Raw genomic sequence first — 16163 nt, forward strand, 5'->3', positions numbered from 1 at the left:
GCGTTAGGCTCATATTGTTATGAAAATCTTATTGTTGTGTTGGCGCGACACTGGTCATCCCGAAGGTGGAGGTAGTGAGCGCTATTTGGAGCGCGTCGCAGGTTACCTTGCCGACCAAGGCCACACTGTGGTGTTCCGCACGGCCAGCTACCCAGGCGCACCGGCCCTTTCACGTCGTGACGGCGTGACTTTCTCCCGCGCTGGTGGAAACTTCTCCGTCTACGTGCGCTCCTGGACCGCGATGCTGGGGGCTAGATTTGGCGTGGGGCCACTTGCCAAGGCGCTCGGCGGCAAGCCGGATGTTGTGGTCGATACCCAAAACGGTGTCCCCTTTTTCGCGCGGATTTTCTCCGGCGCACCGACGGTGCTCCTGACACATCACTGCCACCGCGAGCAGTGGCCAGTGGCGGGGCCGATTATTAGCCAGCTGGGGTGGTTCATTGAGTCGCGTCTGTCGCCGATGATTCACCGCCGCAGCCGCTACATCACCGTTTCCGAACCAAGTGCCGCTGAACTGGTAGAACTCGGAGTGTCGCCGGGGCGCATCGCGGTGATTCGCAATGGTGTGGACCCGATTCCGGGGGAATTGCAGTCGACCGAAATCATGGCAGACCTATCCGAGTGCGACGGTCCAGCACCGCATCTGGTGACGCTGTCGCGATTGGTCCCGCATAAGCAGATTGAGCACGCCATCGATGTGCTCGCAGATCTTGTGCAGGATCGTCCAGGTGCGATTCTCGATGTTATTGGCTCGGGGTGGTGGCACGACAATCTCGTGGACTACGCCCGTGACAAGGGCGTTTCGGATCACGTGGTCTTCCACGGACAGGTCACCGAGGCGGATAAACACCGCATCCTCTCCAAGGCATGTCTGCATCTGATGCCTTCGCGCAAGGAGGGCTGGGGGCTCGCCGTCATCGAATCGGCGCAGCACGGCGTGCCGACGGTCGGTTACCGATCCTCGGCGGGATTGCGCGACTCGGTCAACGACGGTGAAACTGGCCTGCTGGCCAGCGATGAAGCTGACCTAATTACCAAGACACGACAGATTCTCGATAACGGCGAACTGCATCGCGCCATGTTCAAGGCATGCGTCGCCCGTGCCGCAGAATTTGGCTGGGACAAAACTGGCGAGGCAGTTCTGAATGTCTTGGAAAACCCAACTCTGGACAATCTGCTACCTGCGGCGGGGCAGTAGCGCTTCCTTTACTCCAGCCAATAGTCCCGCCAGTAGCCCAGCGAGCAGGCAAAGAGTCCAGATTCCAAAGGCTATCCACGCAGCTGCATAGGCCCCCTGGCTTGGTTCTGTGGTCGGATCGATAACGCCGGGAACATGGTATAGCTGCAGGTCAGGTGTTTCATAGACGGGATCTAGCGCTGCCACAATGTCAGCTGAATCGCCGAAGTTGCCGGGCGAATTCTCCACTAGGACCCAGCCAACGCCCTGGTCCCGAAGGCTCTGGAGCACAGACGCAAGCTCCTCCTGCTTCTTTGCACCGCCGAGCAGCGTACGCTCAACGGTTGTGGCTCCCTCGCCAGACACCGACTGCCCAGACACGATCAATTCGCCGGAGCTCACCACCGGAGCGGGCAAAATCTTCGTAGCCGGGTCGAGGACAGGGCGCCCATTAATGATGCGGTAAGAACCGGCAGGTAGAACCGCAACGCGATCGTCGTCAAGCGCGACGACACCGGAAACCGCCGACCAGCCCTCCCATGACGGAATGGGGCGGAGTGGAGCGACATCGGCGGGCAGCGTGGGGACAGCGGCGATGATGATGAGCGCGCTGACGCCAGTAGCCAACCACTGGCCGATATTGGCGGTGGCCCCGCGAGCGCGGCGTGCCAGGTATTCCGCACCGCTTGCGGCGAGGATGACATAGGCGGGGACGGCGAGCGCGATCCACTTTTGCGTATCACGAAGCAGGCCCGCGCCCGGGATGTGCTCCAGCGCCCAACCCATCATCAAAATGCCCGGCGTTGTTGCGGCGAGAGCGACGAGCATGATGGCCGTGGCGCCAGTGATAATCAGCCCCCGCCAGCGCTCTTGCGAATGCCAGGCACGACGGAATCCCAGACCCATAAGCACCAGGAGTGCCAGCACCATAATCGCCGAAAAACCAACCTCGCGCGTCAGTGGCACAGCCTGCTTATTCCAGATGCCACCCAATCCCAACAGGCTGCCGAGCGTGCCGACGTGTGCCTCTGCTCTGGCCGCAAATGCGGCAGCGCCAGCCGCATCAGAGGACCCAGCTGCACTCGGGTTCAGCAAAGATGCCACTAGCCACGGTGAACTGACCGCTACTGTTGTGGCCACAATCCAAGCGCGGTCGCGGTTATTGCGAGCGGTAACAATGCCGGTGATACCAGCCAAAAGGGCACCGGTCGGCGTGAGACCCGCAGCGGCAATTGCGCTGGTGCGCCACAAGGCACTACCCATCTGCGTTGCCAGAACAACTGCCGGAAGCAGCAATACGGCGATGACCAGTGACCACTGTCCCTGGAGCAAACGCTCGACCACAAACGGGTTCCAGAGCAGCATCGTCGGTGCAATCAGCTGGCTGGCTAAGCTCGGAGTCATGGGTACAAGGCCCGCACCGGATGCGCTACTGGTGCCCGAGCCGTGGCGAGTGAACCTGCGGGCGAGCTCAGCAGCTGCAAGACCACCAATCAAACAGGCGCCCACCATGCCGAAGCGCACCCAATGGCTGGCATCCACAAAGTAGCCCAGTGCCCACAGTGCGGTGTCCTGCGGAACAGCTCGTGCCGCAGCGGGGCCGAGTCCCAGGGCCGCGTCGGTAAGCGGTGGGTGATTGGGGATGACCATGTCGCGCAGCAGAAACATCGGTGCCCCAAAGCGACCATCGGCCGGGGCCTTGTGGGGCACAAAGAGCGGCCAGCACACGGCAGCGGTCAGCAGGAGAATCCACGACAACACAAAAACCCAGGCGACTCGCTCCGAATGAGAGCGAGCCGACTGGGTCAGAGTAGTGCGGAAACGTTGTGTCACGTGCCCTATATTAAATTATTTTTCGCTTTCCTCAGTGAAACTTAGGGTAAGCGAGAGCCTGTGGCACCGTAGTTTGGCGTCTTAGGCGGACTTGCTGCGAACACGGAAGCCAATCACGATGAGAACCAGGCCGAGGATACCGAGGATCCACGGTGCGACAGTGCCGCCGATAGTCAGCGACTTACGTGCTTCCTTAGCGCGGTCCATCTGGCGGCCCTTGGAGCCTTCGTCCCACTGAGCGGTGTACTTCATCGCGGTACGGTTCTGCTCCTTGGCTTCCTTTTCACGGCCAGCCTTGGAAGCAATTTCTTCAGCTTCCTTGTCGTCCTTGGCGTAGAACATGAACATCTCTTCAGTACCGTTGACGATCACGCCAGAAGTCGGCTCGACGCGGACAGTACGGACGTTGGTGTAGTAACGATCCAGCTCGACGTCGTCGTCACCCTCCAGGCCCCACTTGTGAGCCGGGAAGCTCAGGCGCATGGAAGCCAGCGAGGACTTGTCAGCCTCGGTGAGCTTGCGGCCGTCGCGAGTGAAGTGCTCGGTCAGGGACTCGTAGAGGTTCTGCGGCGGAATGGTCATGGAGTACTTGTAGACCTTGACGCCATCCTGAGTTTCCTCACCGACAAAGTCAATCTCGAAGTTACGCATCGCCTGGACGTCGTAGTACGGGTAGGACTTCTTCTCAGCACCAAACGGGAACTGGTACTGGATGCCCGGACGGGTGAACGTCGGCGGCTTGGTGTCCGAACCACCCTGCGGTGCGTTAATAGCAACGCTGGAGATCGGGTCATCTACCGGGTACGCAGTGCTGCGGTCAACAGTGATGCGGTCGAGGGTCGCATTGATGAGGTTCTTCGGCTCTTCGCGGTCATCGCGCAGCAGAGTGGTACCGACCTGGAGAGTTGCAATCTTGTCGTCAGCCGGCTCCTCAATCTCAACGTGGCGCTTCGACTGCATCGGAGTCTTGTCGTTGATGAAGCAGTGGACCGGGAGATCGCGCTTCTCTTCGTCCGTCTCTGCCTTGCAGCGCGGGTCATTCTTGCGGTTTGGCGTTGGCTCATTCTTGCCCAGCTGGCTGGAGTCCAACAGGGTGCCGTCGCGCACCTCCGTGATGGTGTCGCTCACAGTGTCAAGTGGGATGACCCGGAGGCGAGGCACCAGGAAGGTTGGCAGAAGGACGGCAATGACAATCAATGCAGCACCGATGATAATCAGTGCATGTCCGAGAGTTCTCTTCATCAGCGGATAGTCCTTTAACTGTACGTAACTTTCTGCTGCAAAACCTAGCAGGAAGTTAGGAGTTATGTGGTGTGTTTTTAAAAAATAACTTGTCGGGAAAACAAAAGAGTTTTGGAAAAACCGGCCTGAACAGGACTTATTTCATAATAGAATACAAGTGATTTTACTCATTCCGGTATCCGTGTAAGAAAGTACTATGACGTCCAAGGCATTTGCGGCAGCTCCAAGCGCTAGGCAAGACACAGCGTCGAGCGCTATGCCGAACACTGCATCCAGCTCGGGATCCAGCACTGCATCGAGCTCTGCCACCATATTCCGCCCAGGCTTCCTGCCTTCGCTGGAGGGCCTGCGAGCTGTGGCTTCGATGGGCATCATCGGCACGCACGTCGCATTCCAGACCGGGCATGATGTGGGAGCCCTGTGGGAGCGCATCCTCGGCCGCTTCGACTTCTTCGTGGCCGTATTCTTCGTGCTGTCCGGATTCCTGTTGTGGCGTTCTCACCGCTCGGGTTACGGCGGAATTCCCCGTCGTAAAGCATTGTCCGATGCCGACGGCGGACGGAAGAAGAGCTGGGCGAAGTACTACAAGAAGCGCGTCGCGCGCATTATGCCCGCGTACTGGGTGCTAGTGCTTATTGTGCTCATCGCACTGCCGGTGGGGCGCGGCGCGGATCTCAAGATTTGGCTAACAAATCTGACGCTGACACAGGTGTATTTCTCCGGCTCGCTGCACGGTGGGTTGACGCACCTGTGGTCGTTGTCGGTGGAGGTCGCGTTCTACATCGCGCTGCCGCTGTTTGCCATTGGGCTTAGCCGGTTGGACCCACATCGCCAGCAGGGGCGCCGCATAGTGGCAATTTCCCTGCTTGCGATCTTGAGCTTCGGCTGGCCCTACCTGCCACTGCCGTACCCAGAAGGCGTTAACCCGCATATTCAGCCGATTGCCTACTTTTCCTGGTTCGCAGCTGGCATGATTCTCGCCGAGCTGGAATCGCTCCAGGGCGTCGATACCGATGCCGCCCGCGCGAAGGTGGAGACCATGCAGCGCTGGGCACGCCGCCGTTCGCTGTGGCTGGCGATCGCCGTTGGTGCGCTGGTTCTGGCTTCCTACCTGGGTCCCGAAGGGCTAGTCGAGCTCACCAACTGGGAATTCACCCGCCGCCTGCTGTGCGGTCTGGTCTTCGGTGCCGCCATCATCGGCCCCTGGACGATAGCGCCGGAGTCTCGCTTCCTTGAACACCCCATCATGCAGGCGCTAGGGCGCTGGTCGTACGGTATCTTCCTCTGGCATGTGGCGATGCTCTCCATTGCATTCCCGCTGCTTGGCGTGAAGCTGTTCACCGGACATCTGCTCAGTGTCACCATTGTCACGGTCGCACTGTCGATTCCGGTGGCCGCCGCCTCCTACGCGCTCGTCGAGGAACCTGCCCGCCGCTTCTTCGCACGCGTCTGGGTCAACCGCTAACGGCTTTTAATCAGCGGTGTTGTCGGTGTCGTCATCAGCACCGCCACCGGAAAGCATCGAGCAGCACGCCACGATCGTCAGCGCCGCCGTCAGCAGTAACTGAAGCGGCCAGCCGGCACCGGCGTAGTCATCCTTTGGCCATGGGTTCGCCGCCAGCACCAAGCCCGCAATCGACATCATCGCAGCAAGCGCCACAATTAGTGCATTTCGCACGTTCAGCCATGGCTTGACGACGTCCCCACGCTTCCGTGCCCAGAAAACCGCACCAAGGGTAGCGGCAACCACCACGAGGGCAACGACCACGCCAGGCCAGCTGGATACCAGGGTCACTGTCGCGGCAGCCGCAATGCCAATAGCCGCCCGCGGCAAGTCATTGCCCAGCGAAGATGCGGGAATCGGAGAGGTGAGAGCGAATCGTCGCCAAGCGAAAGCCAGCCCCACAGCGACCAGTGCGTACACAGCTGCGAGTGCGCCGCCTGCGAGGATTCCAGTACGCCAGGTCTGCTGCGGTGGATAGGTCAGCTCGACTGCACCACCAATTCCAGCCGGAATCGTCCAACCCTGCTGCCAACCAGAGACCGTTACCGGCTTCATGGGGGCACCTCCGACACGAAGCTCGTGGCCAGCATTGACAGAGATTGGCAACCACACGATGCGATCGTGGTCGGCAGCGTCAATAGGATTGTTCAGGTCGATTGGCGTGGCTTTCTGCTGCTCAGCTGACGGTGCGAAGTAGTCAGTCGAGGTGAGCGATACCCAATCGGACTTGGCATCGATGCGCCATGGCCCCGGCGAGAGCTCAATCTCTTCACCACAGGTCAGCCCGCGGTGATCAGAACCGTCACCGCGCTGGAGGCTGGCCCACGGGTCTCCGATGCTGCTGCGGCAGGTATCAGCATCGACCTTCACCTTTACCGGCTTCGGAACGGTGAACAGGCGCACCAGCGTGCCCTCGTGAATCTCCTGGCCAAAGACCCAACGCTGAGCCAGCGACGAGGAATTCGGTACCACCGGGACACGAACCGGCGTGAGGTCCTCCGCTATATCCTCGGCGGAAAGTTCCGCTTCTTCATCGGAATCGGGGTTGCTGGATTCGAATGCGTCGAAGCCAGTGTCCCGCTTTGGAATCACCAGTCCTAGCTCGGAGATAGCAAACCCCACAGGAGCAATCTTTGCTGTGATGAGCACAGATGTGGTCTTGCCGCCGGGCAGCGGAATGCGGGTCGTCTCACCCGGGACCAACTGTACGGAGCTGGAAGCTGTATCGGTCTGGATGCGCAGTTGCGCCGGAACGCGAGCACCGGTCAGGCTGAGCACTGCGTTATCGGTCGGTTCCTTCCACGACAGCTTGACCCACTCAGCCTGACTCTTGCCCGCCAGGGGTTCCCACCAGGTGGAGGTGTCGCCGTCGAGCATTGCGTTGACCGAGTGGTCAGCCGATGCACCACCGACGTTGTATGGCTCAGAGGCCGACGATGAAACCTCAATTGTGGCGCGACCCGTTGCTGTCTGTGTTAGCGGCAGTCCCGCGACGGGGTAGTCCGGAACGAGGTTGCGGACATATGAGTCCTCGTCTTCGGCCAGGATTGCCGACTCCGCTCCGACGACTTCACCATAGTTGCGGCCGCGGCGGGCGGGAGTGTCGGTGACAGTGCCGGCGTTCTTGCCTGACAGGATGCGCACCGGGGCATCGGAATCGACCTCATCAAGCCGCGGGAGCACTTCAGGACCACCGGCGACCAGCGGCACCTGTGTAGTGTCCACCAACCGCGGCGAAAGGGCCCGATTGCGCAGCTCCTTCGGGCCCGCGCCCCAGATCTGGATAGCGGTATGGCCGTCCTCGTCCGTGAACTCCGCCACCTTTTCCATGGTCGGGGAGTCCTGCAGCGTGGAGGTGATGGCACGCAGTGAATCGCCCCTCGAGGTAACTCTCAAGTCGTGGCGGACCAGCACATAGCCGATGCCATTGTTGCGCAGGGTGGCATCCAGCGCCGGTACCTCACGGCCCCGAGTCAGCGAATTGCGCAGACCATCGAGGCCGCGAATCGCCTCTGGGGGCACTAGTGGCACGGTATCGCGGACGGCCCAGGGCACGTCGGCAAGCGGCTGGAGCGGTTCGTCGCGAGTATTGCCCCATGTCTGATCAGCAAACGGAGATGACGGCATCACCAGCGTGCGGGTGTCCTCGCCCTGCTCATTCAGCCAGTCGGCAGCTTCGTGCCAGTAGCCCGGAACCTCGGAAAAACCGCCTGCCGGAGCGAGGCGGGCGCTCCACGCAGGGGCGGTGGCACTGGCGATAACCACCAGAACCAGCATCGATGCGATAGCGCGCGGGTGCTTCTCAGGGTGCAGCCACTGCTGCCAGCCAGTGGCTGCTGAATCGCTCGCCGGCTCGTTCTTGTGCTCGTTCGCCGACTCTCGCCACGGCCATGGCAGCTGGGCTGTCGCATGAGCGAAGCCGATAACAAGTGGCAGGCGCACAATTGTGTCGAATTTGTGCAGGTTGCGTACTGCTGCGAGCGTGGAATCGAGCACCTCTCGAGCCGATTCCCACACCAGCCCGAATGGCTCCGTCCAGGCCGCCACGATGACAAGCCCGATGAGCAGCATCATCAGCCACATCCGACGCAGCGGCAGTGAGCGCATGACCAAGCCAAGCAGACCAATCGCCGCCACAGCCAGAGTGGCGTAAATGAGGATGGGCTCCGCGACCAGCGCATTTCCGCCGACTCGCTCGAAAGAGACAAACGGGGTCCACGAAGTGGAGCCGCGGAGCGTCTCGCCGAGACTCAACCAACGAGTGGTCACGCCGGAGGACTCGATGTAGTCCGTAAACGGTGGCGAGTACTTGCCCAGCAGTAGTAGCGGCACGATCCACCACATGCTGACCGCTGCACACGCAGCCAGCCAACCGCCGAGCATCGCCCACGCACGCCCGCGGCGAGGCCCCGTAAAAGCGAAGAAGAGCAGCATCAGACCTGCGGGGATGCAAGCCGCAGCTGTACTGACCGCATTGACCGCGCCAGTGCACAGTACCGCTAGACCGGACAGCAATACGGCACGGGCAGTCGCACGCCAGGGCAGTTCCTCGCGCCGGGCCGCGACCCGCAGGAGCGGAAGCAGAATCCACGGTGCCAGCGCTACGGGCCAGGTCTCGGACGAAATCGCGCCCAACGTCGTAATCACGCGCGGCGACAACGCGTACAACAACGCCGCCAGTACGCGAGAGGTATGCGTGCCGACGCCTATAGCTTCGGCCACGCGATATGCGCCAGTAAAAGCCAAGCAGAGAGTAAGACTCCACCACAGCGCCTGGATGATCCAGCCGGGCGCTAGGACATCGGGCAGCAAGCTGAACAGCGCGAAGAATGTGCCCTGTGGAAAGAGATAGCCATATGCCTGGTTTTGGAGCTGTCCCAGTGGCATGGTGTCTGACCACATGTTGAGCGAGGCGGACAAAAACCCGATGGGGTCTTCTGTCAGGTCGTGCTTTGTGTCAGCGACAGTCTTGCCGGGGGACTGGATGAATGCCAGCAGGCACAGCAAAACCCACCAAGGTACAAGCACGCGCTTACGCGCTCGAACAAAGGTGGGCATAGCGTTAAAGGAGGGTTAGCGTTAAGGGCTTAACGCTGACCGTACTCGACACCGCCAAGCAGAGCGTCATCGGTGGAAACAGCCTGTGCTTCCGGAATTCGGTCTTCGGTCAGAGCCTGGCCGATGCCGAAGATAGCGGCACCACCGAGAAGGGCGCCAATGAGCGCCGAGGCCAGGGCAGGGCCAACGCTACGACGCTGCTCGGAATCAGTTTCGTATGCCATGTTGAGGACTCCTCGTGTGCATTAAGTCAATACTGTTTTTAAAACTACACTCTGTGACTTCTGTAAACCAGTGGAACAGCTGGGAATCTCTCCCTGCCTTGAACTTTGGGTGGTTTCAGCGGTCATTGAGTTTTCTTAGTTGAGAGATTAACCCATTTTCTATCAGCTAAGTAAGTTTTTAAAAATTTTCTAGAAATTATTCCTTTTCCCCCGGAACGACGAGGACCGGGCGGCCAGCATTCTTCAGCAACGCGTCAGAGGTCGAGGCGGTAAACAGACCACGCAAGCCAGTCACACCACGAGTGCCGGAGATAATCACGCCCGCATCGAGGTCGTGAGCTGCATCGACGATGGCCGACCAGATAGTAGTTTCAGTCTCTACCAAGTAGGGCTCCGCGACGAAGCCGGCCTCAGCGGCAATCTGCACACCTTCACGGCAAATACGGACGGCCTCGTCGTGAGCGGGATCGCCGTCTTCAGTAGTGGCGTCCCAGTCGGGCTGCATCATGCCAGAGGCGCCAGCAGTGCGTGCTGCAGCACGCTGTAGAGGCTCCCAGGCCGTCAGAATGTAGGCCTTCTTAACGCGCAGCAGTTTTCCGGCGTAGGCCAGCGCCCGCTTGGCTTCGTCGGAGCCGTCATAGGCAATGAGCATGGAATCAGAAATCGGTTCAACCATTTTCAGTTCAATCCTTACGTCAGAGATAGCCGAAAGACTGTCAATAGATACAGAAAAAGAGATGTCGCTGTAGTCCAGGATAGGACAACAGCGACATCGAGTACGTCAATCTTTAAAGCTACTCCGAACGAGCGGCTTGAATCAGATAGAGAGTCATTAACAGAAAGCGGTAACGTCCACTGTTATGGCAGCAGAACAAAATCCAGGGCAACCTCAATCAAAAGTTCCTGGGTCCTCGAAGAACGCCATTGCACTCGGCGTCCCCGTCCTTGTCATAGCCGTAATCGTTGCGGCGCTGAACTTGCGCCCGAGTATTGCGTCGATTGGTCCGGTGCTCGATCAGCTCCTCTCCGACCTCGGCGCATCCTCCGCCTTTGGTGGTCTGATTACGGCCATTCCGGGGCTCGCGTTTTTCGCGATTGGGTTGTCCGCGGTGTCCGTCGGCAAGCGCATGGGTTTAAGCGGCGCACTCACACTGTCTGCAGCGTTGCTATTCGTCGGTCTTGCGGTGCGCCCGTGGGTGAGCAGCATCTGGCTATTCCTGTTGTTTACTGCGTTGTCGGTTGCTGGCATTGCGCTGGGAAATGTACTGCTACCTGCGTGGATTAAGGTGCGCGGTGGTCGCCATACGGTCGTGCTGATGATGCTGTACTCCAGCATGCTCGCCCTCGGCGGTGGACTGGGGCCAGCGACGGCATTTTTGATTAGCGATTCTCCCGAGACATCTGCAGGTGGTATCGAAATGTGGCGCTGGGCGCTTGCCGCATGGGCAATCACCGCCCTGGTGCAGCTCGTCGTGTGGTTGCCGCTGCGTGCACGCATCGGATTCGACTACCCGAAGGCGCCGGTCAGTGCCTCGGCAAGCACACCAATCTGGAAGTCACCGACAGCCATTGCACTGGCAGTTTTCTTCGGCGTGCAGTCGATGAACGCCTACGTGCTCATGGGCTGGATGCCGAAAATGCTTATCGACGCAGGTATCAGCGTAAACATAGCCACTGCAGCGTCCATGATTGTTCAAGGGTTGGGCATCATCGGCGGACTGCTGATGCCGCCGCTGATTGCACGGCTCCGCACCATGTCCTACGTTGCCTTTGTTCTCGGATGCCTTTTCTTCCTCGGGTACGCGTTGATGATTCTGATCGACCAGCGGGGAGCGGCGGAAACTGGTGTTGGATACGCGATTGGGGCTGCGTTCCTGCTGGGCGTGGGTGGTTTTTGTTTCCCCATGGCTATCGCGCTGATTCCGGGCCGCACGCGCAGCCATGAGCTGACCGCGCGGCTGTCCGGCTTCGTGCAGCCAATCGGCTACATTTTCTCCGCAGTCGGGCCATTCCTGGTGGGTGTGGCCGCTGGAACGACGGAAACGTGGACACCTATTCTGGTCGTACTGCTTGGCACCACGGTGGTGCTAGCAGTGCTTGGGTTGATTGTCGGTCGGCCAACGTACATTGATGACGAACTGGCCGACCGAGGTATCGGCGAAAAGAAGCCGGGACGTATTCAGCTCGACTGAATTTAGGGGAGTTAGCTCCACTGTATTTGGACACGGGCCAACTTAGCTTTGAAACTATGACAAAGAAAAAGAATTTAATCGCGCTGGCCTGGAGTTTTATTCTCGGACTGCTGTTCATTCCGGGATTGATTGTCTCCGCTTTTCTTCTGCCCTGGATTCCGCTCATTGGCCGCGGTGCCGATTGGCTCTCCCGCTGGGCAGCATCGTGGTCCGGCACCCCAATCGCCAACCGCGTGACCAATCGCTGGTTCGACATCCGCAACTTCGTCAACCTGCTTGTCCAGTTGGCCATTGGCTTTGTCACCTTCATAGCGTGGGTCGGCGGCGGGTTCACTGTTGGTGTACTTTTTGGCGCACCATTCCTGGTTGATGAAGTGGAGTTTTTCAGCTGGACTCTGACAGACCCCACACAGAAAATCGGTGTTGCCTGGGTTTTCGCCATCGTCTTTTTGGTGCTGACCATCGCCATCAACCTCGGTGCCGGCCTGCTGTCCATTTGGCTCTCCCGCGTCATCCTCGCACCATCCAGCGAGGAAGTCAGCCAGTCCCGCGATGTGCTCATTGACTCCTTCTCAGGCGAGCGCCGTCGCATTGAGCGCGAGCTTCACGACGGTCCGCAGCAGCACCTGACCGCCTTGAAACTCAACATTGCCGCTGCTCGCATGGGTAAGACTGAGGAAAAGGTAGCCGAGGCACTCTCCGCCGCCGACCGCAATGCAACGCAGGCTCTTGCGCAGCTGCGCTCCGTGGTGCTTGGCATTGCCCCGCCAGTGCTTTTCGAAAATGGCCTAGTCGCAGCAGTAGAGGAATTGGCAGCGCACTCTGGCATGGAGGTTTCTGTTCGTGAGGACGGTGTCTCCGACTTCGGCCCGATTGATGAAACCACAGCGCTGCTCGCTTACCACTGCGCAGCGGAGGGGCTGACCAACGCCACCAAGCATGGCCATGCCGATCGAGCTGATATCACTCTCGCGGTTCAGGCTCCGAAGAAGGCGCTCGTGTCCCATCTGGGTACGCTTACGGTCACTGTGCACGACAATGGCGAAGGCCTGGAAAAACCATCGAGTGCGGACGCTGTAGACGTCGTAAAGCATGACAGTGGAACCGGCATTGCGGGCCTGCGCGAACGGGCGGCGGCGCTCGGTGGAACCGTGGAACTCACCAACGCCGACGGTGGAGCCCAATTGCTGCTGGAACTGCCGATTCGCCAAGGAAGGACGCGATGAAAGTACTGCTGGCAGAGGACTCCGTACTCTTGCGCGAGGGGCTGACCGGCCTGCTGCGGGCGCTGGGGCACGAGGTTGTCGCCGTCGGCGATGCAGATCAGCTGCTCGCCACCGCCGAAGAGCAGGCGTTCGATGTCATCGTCACCGATGTCCGGATGCCGCCGAACATGCGTGACGACGGACTGCTCGCGGTTTCCACACTTCGCAAGGACAACCCCGACCAGCCGGTTGTGGTGCTCAGCCAATACGTGGCGGCCAGCTACCTGGATCGCCTGCTGCAGCATAGTGGCTTTGGGTACCTGCTTAAGGAACGCGTCTCGGATGTCGAGCACTTCGTTGCGGCGCTGGAAGAAGTGCGTGGCGGCGGTACCGTGGTCGATTCTGAAGTGGTTGCGACGCTACTGGCCGCAAAGCAGGACGGCATCGCCGAGCTGACTCCACGTGAGCGCGAAGTGCTCGACCTGATGGCGCAGGGACTCAGTAATAAGGAAATAGAAAAACGCCTGGTACTAACCGCAGGCGCTGTGAGTAAACATGTGGCGAATGTGTTCTTGAAGCTCGGCTTCCAACCTGAAGATTACAACCGTCGTGTCAAAGCAGTATTGCGGTGGCTGAGATATACCGCGCCATCGACTTAGGCTTTGCCGTTGTCTTTGGCCTAAACCGCGCCCTACGCAAAAGCCCCACACGTAGGCAAAAAGCCCCGCACCGACTCCTCCGAAACTGGAGTCGAGGCGGGGCTTATGGCTGTCTAGCTGGTGCTACTTGGCTTCAGTAGCTACCTCAGTTGTAGTGGTCACCTCAGCATTTCCGAACTGCTTATTGAGGTTCTCACCCTCCACATCCACGGATGGGAGGATCTTGTCCAACCAGCGCGGAATCTTCCAGGCGCGCTCGCCGAGCAGGAACATCATGGCCGGGATGAATGTCATGCGGACGATGAAGGCATCGAAGAGAACTGCGGCTGCCAGGGCAAAGCCCATGACCTTAATGAACGGTTCATCCATCAGGATGAAGGCGGCGAACACCGAAATCATAATCAGTGCCGCAGCGGTGACCACGCGAGCACCGTGTTTGAAACCGTTGGACGTTGCATTAGCAGCTGTCTTGCCGTGCGCCCAGCCCTCACGCATACGGGTAACCAGGAACACCTGGTAGTCCATGGCCAGGCCGAAGACGATACCAATCAGCATGATTGGAAGGAAGGAAATCAGCGGCTGCGGGTCATCGATGATGCCCAGGGCGCCCTCCTGCCACAGAGCCACCGTGACACCAAAGGTTGCGGCCACAGACAGTGCGAAGCCGAGAGCTGCCACCAGCGGTACCCAGATGGAGCGGAAGACGAGCATCAACAGTAGGAAGGCCAAGACCAGCACGATGCCGATGTAGGGCAACAGCACGTCGGAAAGCCGCTGCGAGATGTCCTCGAACATGGGCGAAACACCGGTGATGGAGTAGCGGGCGCCCGTGTCCTCGTTGTACTTGCCTTCGGCGTCGCGAATGGATTGCAACAGGTCAGCAGCGCGCTCATCGGTTGCGCTGTACGCCGGGGTAATCAGAATCTGGGCGGCATCACCGAGATCGCTCGGATCCTGTGGATTGCCATTGGTAGCGATGACCTGAGCATTTACCACACCATCGACGCTCTGCAGCTCCGTCAGGGCAGACATCATGGCGTTCTGCTTTTCCGGTGCGGCGAGATCCTTGTAGTCCACCAGCGCAATCATCGGGGAGTTGCGGCCGGGGCCGAAAGCGTCTTCGGTCATTTCGTAGGCCGTGCGGTTAGGAGTGCCCTTGGCCATCATGCCGTCAGAAGGCATGGCCAAACGGAGGTTGGTAGCCGGGATGGCCAGCAGGATTAGGACAACTGCCGTGCCCAGGACGAACGCCAGCGGACGCTTGCGCACGATGCGGACCCACTTCAGGCCCATGGTCGGGGTGTCGTTCTCCGGGTCCGGTGCCTTCACAAATGGCGCGCGACCGGCGAAAACCTTGGTGCCGAACAGGCCGAGAATAGCCGGCAGCAACGTGATGGCAACGAGCACCGCCATAGCGACGGTAAATGCTGCGGCCAGCGCCATTGCGGTCAGGAACGGGATGTTGATGATCGACAGTGCCGCAAGAGCAATCAGCACGGTGAGGCCTGCGAATACCACTGCGGAACCAGCCTTGCCGACGGCCAGGCCCGCCAGATGTGCACGCTCCTCGCGTGGGATTTTCTTGAGCTCGGCGGCCAGTTCCTTCGGCTCAAGGTTCGAGCCATCGACGTGTGCAACCAGCTCGTTGCGGAAGCGAGCCACGATAAACAGCGCGTAGTCGATGCCGACAGCCAGACCAATCATCGACGCCAGCGTCGGTGTCATGGTGGAGATGGTGTCGGTGAAAGCGGTGGCGGCGAAGATGCCCGCCATGCCAATTCCCAGGCCGATGACAGCCGACAGCAGCGGCAGTCCAGCGGCGACGAAGCTTCCGAAGGCAACAATGAGCACGATTGCGGCCACGATGATGCCGATAATCTCCGCAGTGGCGGAAATCTCGCTCATTTGGAACGCGTTACCGGACCAGGCGACGTTCAGATCGCCCTTGTGCTTTTCGACGGTTTCCGTGAACGCATCCCGGACTCCACTTTCGATATCCATGCTGGTCGCAGCATCGAAAGTCACGGAAATGGTGCCGGTGGTCTTATCGGCACTCAGTGGGGAGACGGCCTCCAGGTTCGAATTGATCTGCTCCTCAGGGAATCCCTGAGCTTGCATTGCCGGGATGGCCTGCTGCTTCATCCCCTCAGCCGCCATGATGGGCGGGACAATTTCTTCGGTCTTCGTCAGCCCTTCGGTGCTCCGCATTGCGGCGACGAGCTCATCGACCTCGCCTGCAATAGCTGGGTCCTCGAGGGTCTTGCCTTCTGGAGCTTGAATGACCACAGTGCCCGTGGGTGCGCTTAGCTGATCTTCATCGGTGGCAAAGCGCTGCTGAATCTCTTCTTGAGTTTCAACTGACTCAAGGCCGGGAAAGGTGAAGTTCTCAGACGTGCCGCTGTACAGCGTTGCCGTCGCGGTACCCATGCCCGCGATGAGCAGCAGCCATACAATGAGGAATCGCCAGCGGTGAAGATAAGCGGATCTACCGATTTTGTACAAAAAGGAAGCCATAGCAGTAACACTTACATAATTTCAGGGTTAAGTAGCAAAAAGTGTGTCTGACTTT

Annotated in this window: 11 protein-coding genes; 5 read left to right on the forward strand and 6 right to left on the reverse strand. The window is 59.6% G+C overall.

Annotation, left to right across the window (positions count from 1 at the left end):
• Positions 1 to 19: 19 nt before the first annotated feature.
• The gene (locus HMPREF2681_RS06890; RefSeq protein WP_070546543.1) at positions 20 to 1198 is read left to right on the forward strand and encodes a glycosyltransferase family 4 protein; all 1179 of its coding nucleotides are present in this window, start codon (positions 20 to 22) and stop codon (positions 1196 to 1198) included.
• On the opposite strand, the gene HMPREF2681_RS06895 is transcribed toward HMPREF2681_RS06890, so the two are convergent.
• Positions 1178 to 3010: an MmpA family trehalose lipid delivery protein gene (locus HMPREF2681_RS06895; protein WP_070546545.1), complete on the reverse strand. Its 1833-nt coding sequence runs from the start codon at positions 3008 to 3010 to the stop codon at positions 1178 to 1180. The genes HMPREF2681_RS06890 and HMPREF2681_RS06895 overlap by 21 nt on opposite strands.
• Positions 3011 to 3091: 81 nt before the next feature.
• Entirely contained in the window at positions 3092 to 4252 is a 1161-nt protein-coding gene (locus HMPREF2681_RS06900; protein ID WP_048734381.1) for a cell envelope lipid trafficking protein PgfA, read from the reverse strand.
• Between the two features lie 256 nt (positions 4253 to 4508).
• On the opposite strand from HMPREF2681_RS06900, the gene HMPREF2681_RS06905 reads away from it, so the two are divergent.
• On the forward strand, positions 4509 to 5717 hold the full coding sequence (locus HMPREF2681_RS06905) for an acyltransferase family protein (protein ID WP_246815956.1): 1209 nt from the start codon (positions 4509 to 4511) through the stop codon (positions 5715 to 5717).
• Between the two features lie 6 nt (positions 5718 to 5723).
• On the opposite strand, the gene HMPREF2681_RS06910 is transcribed toward HMPREF2681_RS06905, so the two are convergent.
• The 3 genes from HMPREF2681_RS06910 to HMPREF2681_RS06920 all read right to left on the reverse strand — a co-directional run bounded on the left by HMPREF2681_RS06910 (position 5724) and on the right by HMPREF2681_RS06920 (position 10214).
• A complete protein-coding gene (locus HMPREF2681_RS06910) occupies positions 5724 to 9314 on the reverse strand; it encodes an alpha-(1->3)-arabinofuranosyltransferase domain-containing protein (protein WP_070546548.1) in 3591 nt (1196 codons plus the stop codon).
• Positions 9315 to 9343: 29 nt separating this feature from the next.
• Positions 9344 to 9538: a DUF2613 domain-containing protein gene (locus tag HMPREF2681_RS06915; protein ID WP_005510537.1), complete on the reverse strand. Its 195-nt coding sequence runs from the start codon at positions 9536 to 9538 to the stop codon at positions 9344 to 9346.
• Positions 9539 to 9734: 196 nt separating this feature from the next.
• Positions 9735 to 10214 carry a universal stress protein gene (locus tag HMPREF2681_RS06920; RefSeq protein WP_005510532.1) on the reverse strand — a complete coding sequence of 160 codons (480 nt, stop codon included), beginning with the start codon at positions 10212 to 10214 and terminating at the stop codon, positions 9735 to 9737.
• Positions 10215 to 10398: 184 nt separating this feature from the next.
• Here HMPREF2681_RS06920 and HMPREF2681_RS06925 point away from each other — a divergent pair, with 184 nt between their 5' ends.
• The 3 genes from HMPREF2681_RS06925 to HMPREF2681_RS06935 are packed head-to-tail and all read left to right on the forward strand — an operon-like array spanning position 10399 to position 13594.
• Entirely contained in the window at positions 10399 to 11730 is a 1332-nt protein-coding gene (locus tag HMPREF2681_RS06925; protein ID WP_083301604.1) for an MFS transporter, read from the forward strand.
• A 56-nt stretch (positions 11731 to 11786) separates the two neighbouring features.
• Positions 11787 to 12956, forward strand: coding sequence for a sensor histidine kinase (locus tag HMPREF2681_RS06930; protein ID WP_070546550.1), 1170 nt, complete (start codon positions 11787 to 11789; stop codon positions 12954 to 12956).
• The gene (locus HMPREF2681_RS06935; RefSeq protein WP_070546552.1) at positions 12953 to 13594 is read left to right on the forward strand and encodes a response regulator transcription factor; all 642 of its coding nucleotides are present in this window, start codon (positions 12953 to 12955) and stop codon (positions 13592 to 13594) included. Before HMPREF2681_RS06930 ends, HMPREF2681_RS06935 begins: the two co-directional genes overlap by 4 nt.
• A gap of 123 nt (positions 13595 to 13717) precedes the next feature.
• Here HMPREF2681_RS06935 and HMPREF2681_RS06940 read toward each other — a convergent pair whose 3' ends face one another.
• Positions 13718 to 16108 carry an MMPL family transporter gene (locus tag HMPREF2681_RS06940; RefSeq protein ID WP_070546554.1) on the reverse strand — a complete coding sequence of 797 codons (2391 nt, stop codon included), beginning with the start codon at positions 16106 to 16108 and terminating at the stop codon, positions 13718 to 13720.
• Positions 16109 to 16163: the final 55 nt, after the last annotated feature.

The organism is Corynebacterium sp. HMSC064H12, assembly GCF_001809925.1.
Taxonomy (GTDB): Bacteria; Actinomycetota; Actinomycetes; order Mycobacteriales; family Mycobacteriaceae; genus Corynebacterium; species Corynebacterium jeikeium_D.

What these genes read in the sequence shown, in the direction of transcription:
- HMPREF2681_RS06890 (WP_070546543.1), top strand. Translation starts at nt 20, where the DNA reads ATGAAAATCTTATTGTTGTGTTGGCGCGACACTGGTCATCCCGAAGGT.
- HMPREF2681_RS06900 (WP_048734381.1), bottom strand. Translation starts at nt 4,252, where the DNA reads ATGAAGAGAACTCTCGGACATGCACTGATTATCATCGGTGCTGCATTG.
- HMPREF2681_RS06905 (WP_246815956.1), top strand. Translation starts at nt 4,509, where the DNA reads ATGCCGAACACTGCATCCAGCTCGGGATCCAGCACTGCATCGAGCTCT.
- HMPREF2681_RS06910 (WP_070546548.1), bottom strand. Translation starts at nt 9,314, where the DNA reads ATGCCCACCTTTGTTCGAGCGCGTAAGCGCGTGCTTGTACCTTGGTGG.
- HMPREF2681_RS06915 (WP_005510537.1), bottom strand. Translation starts at nt 9,538, where the DNA reads ATGGCATACGAAACTGATTCCGAGCAGCGTCGTAGCGTTGGCCCTGCC.
- HMPREF2681_RS06920 (WP_005510532.1), bottom strand. Translation starts at nt 10,214, where the DNA reads ATGGTTGAACCGATTTCTGATTCCATGCTCATTGCCTATGACGGCTCC.
- HMPREF2681_RS06925 (WP_083301604.1), top strand. Translation starts at nt 10,399, where the DNA reads ATGGCAGCAGAACAAAATCCAGGGCAACCTCAATCAAAAGTTCCTGGG.
- HMPREF2681_RS06930 (WP_070546550.1), top strand. Translation starts at nt 11,787, where the DNA reads ATGACAAAGAAAAAGAATTTAATCGCGCTGGCCTGGAGTTTTATTCTC.
- HMPREF2681_RS06935 (WP_070546552.1), top strand. Translation starts at nt 12,953, where the DNA reads ATGAAAGTACTGCTGGCAGAGGACTCCGTACTCTTGCGCGAGGGGCTG.
- HMPREF2681_RS06940 (WP_070546554.1), bottom strand. Translation starts at nt 16,108, where the DNA reads ATGGCTTCCTTTTTGTACAAAATCGGTAGATCCGCTTATCTTCACCGC.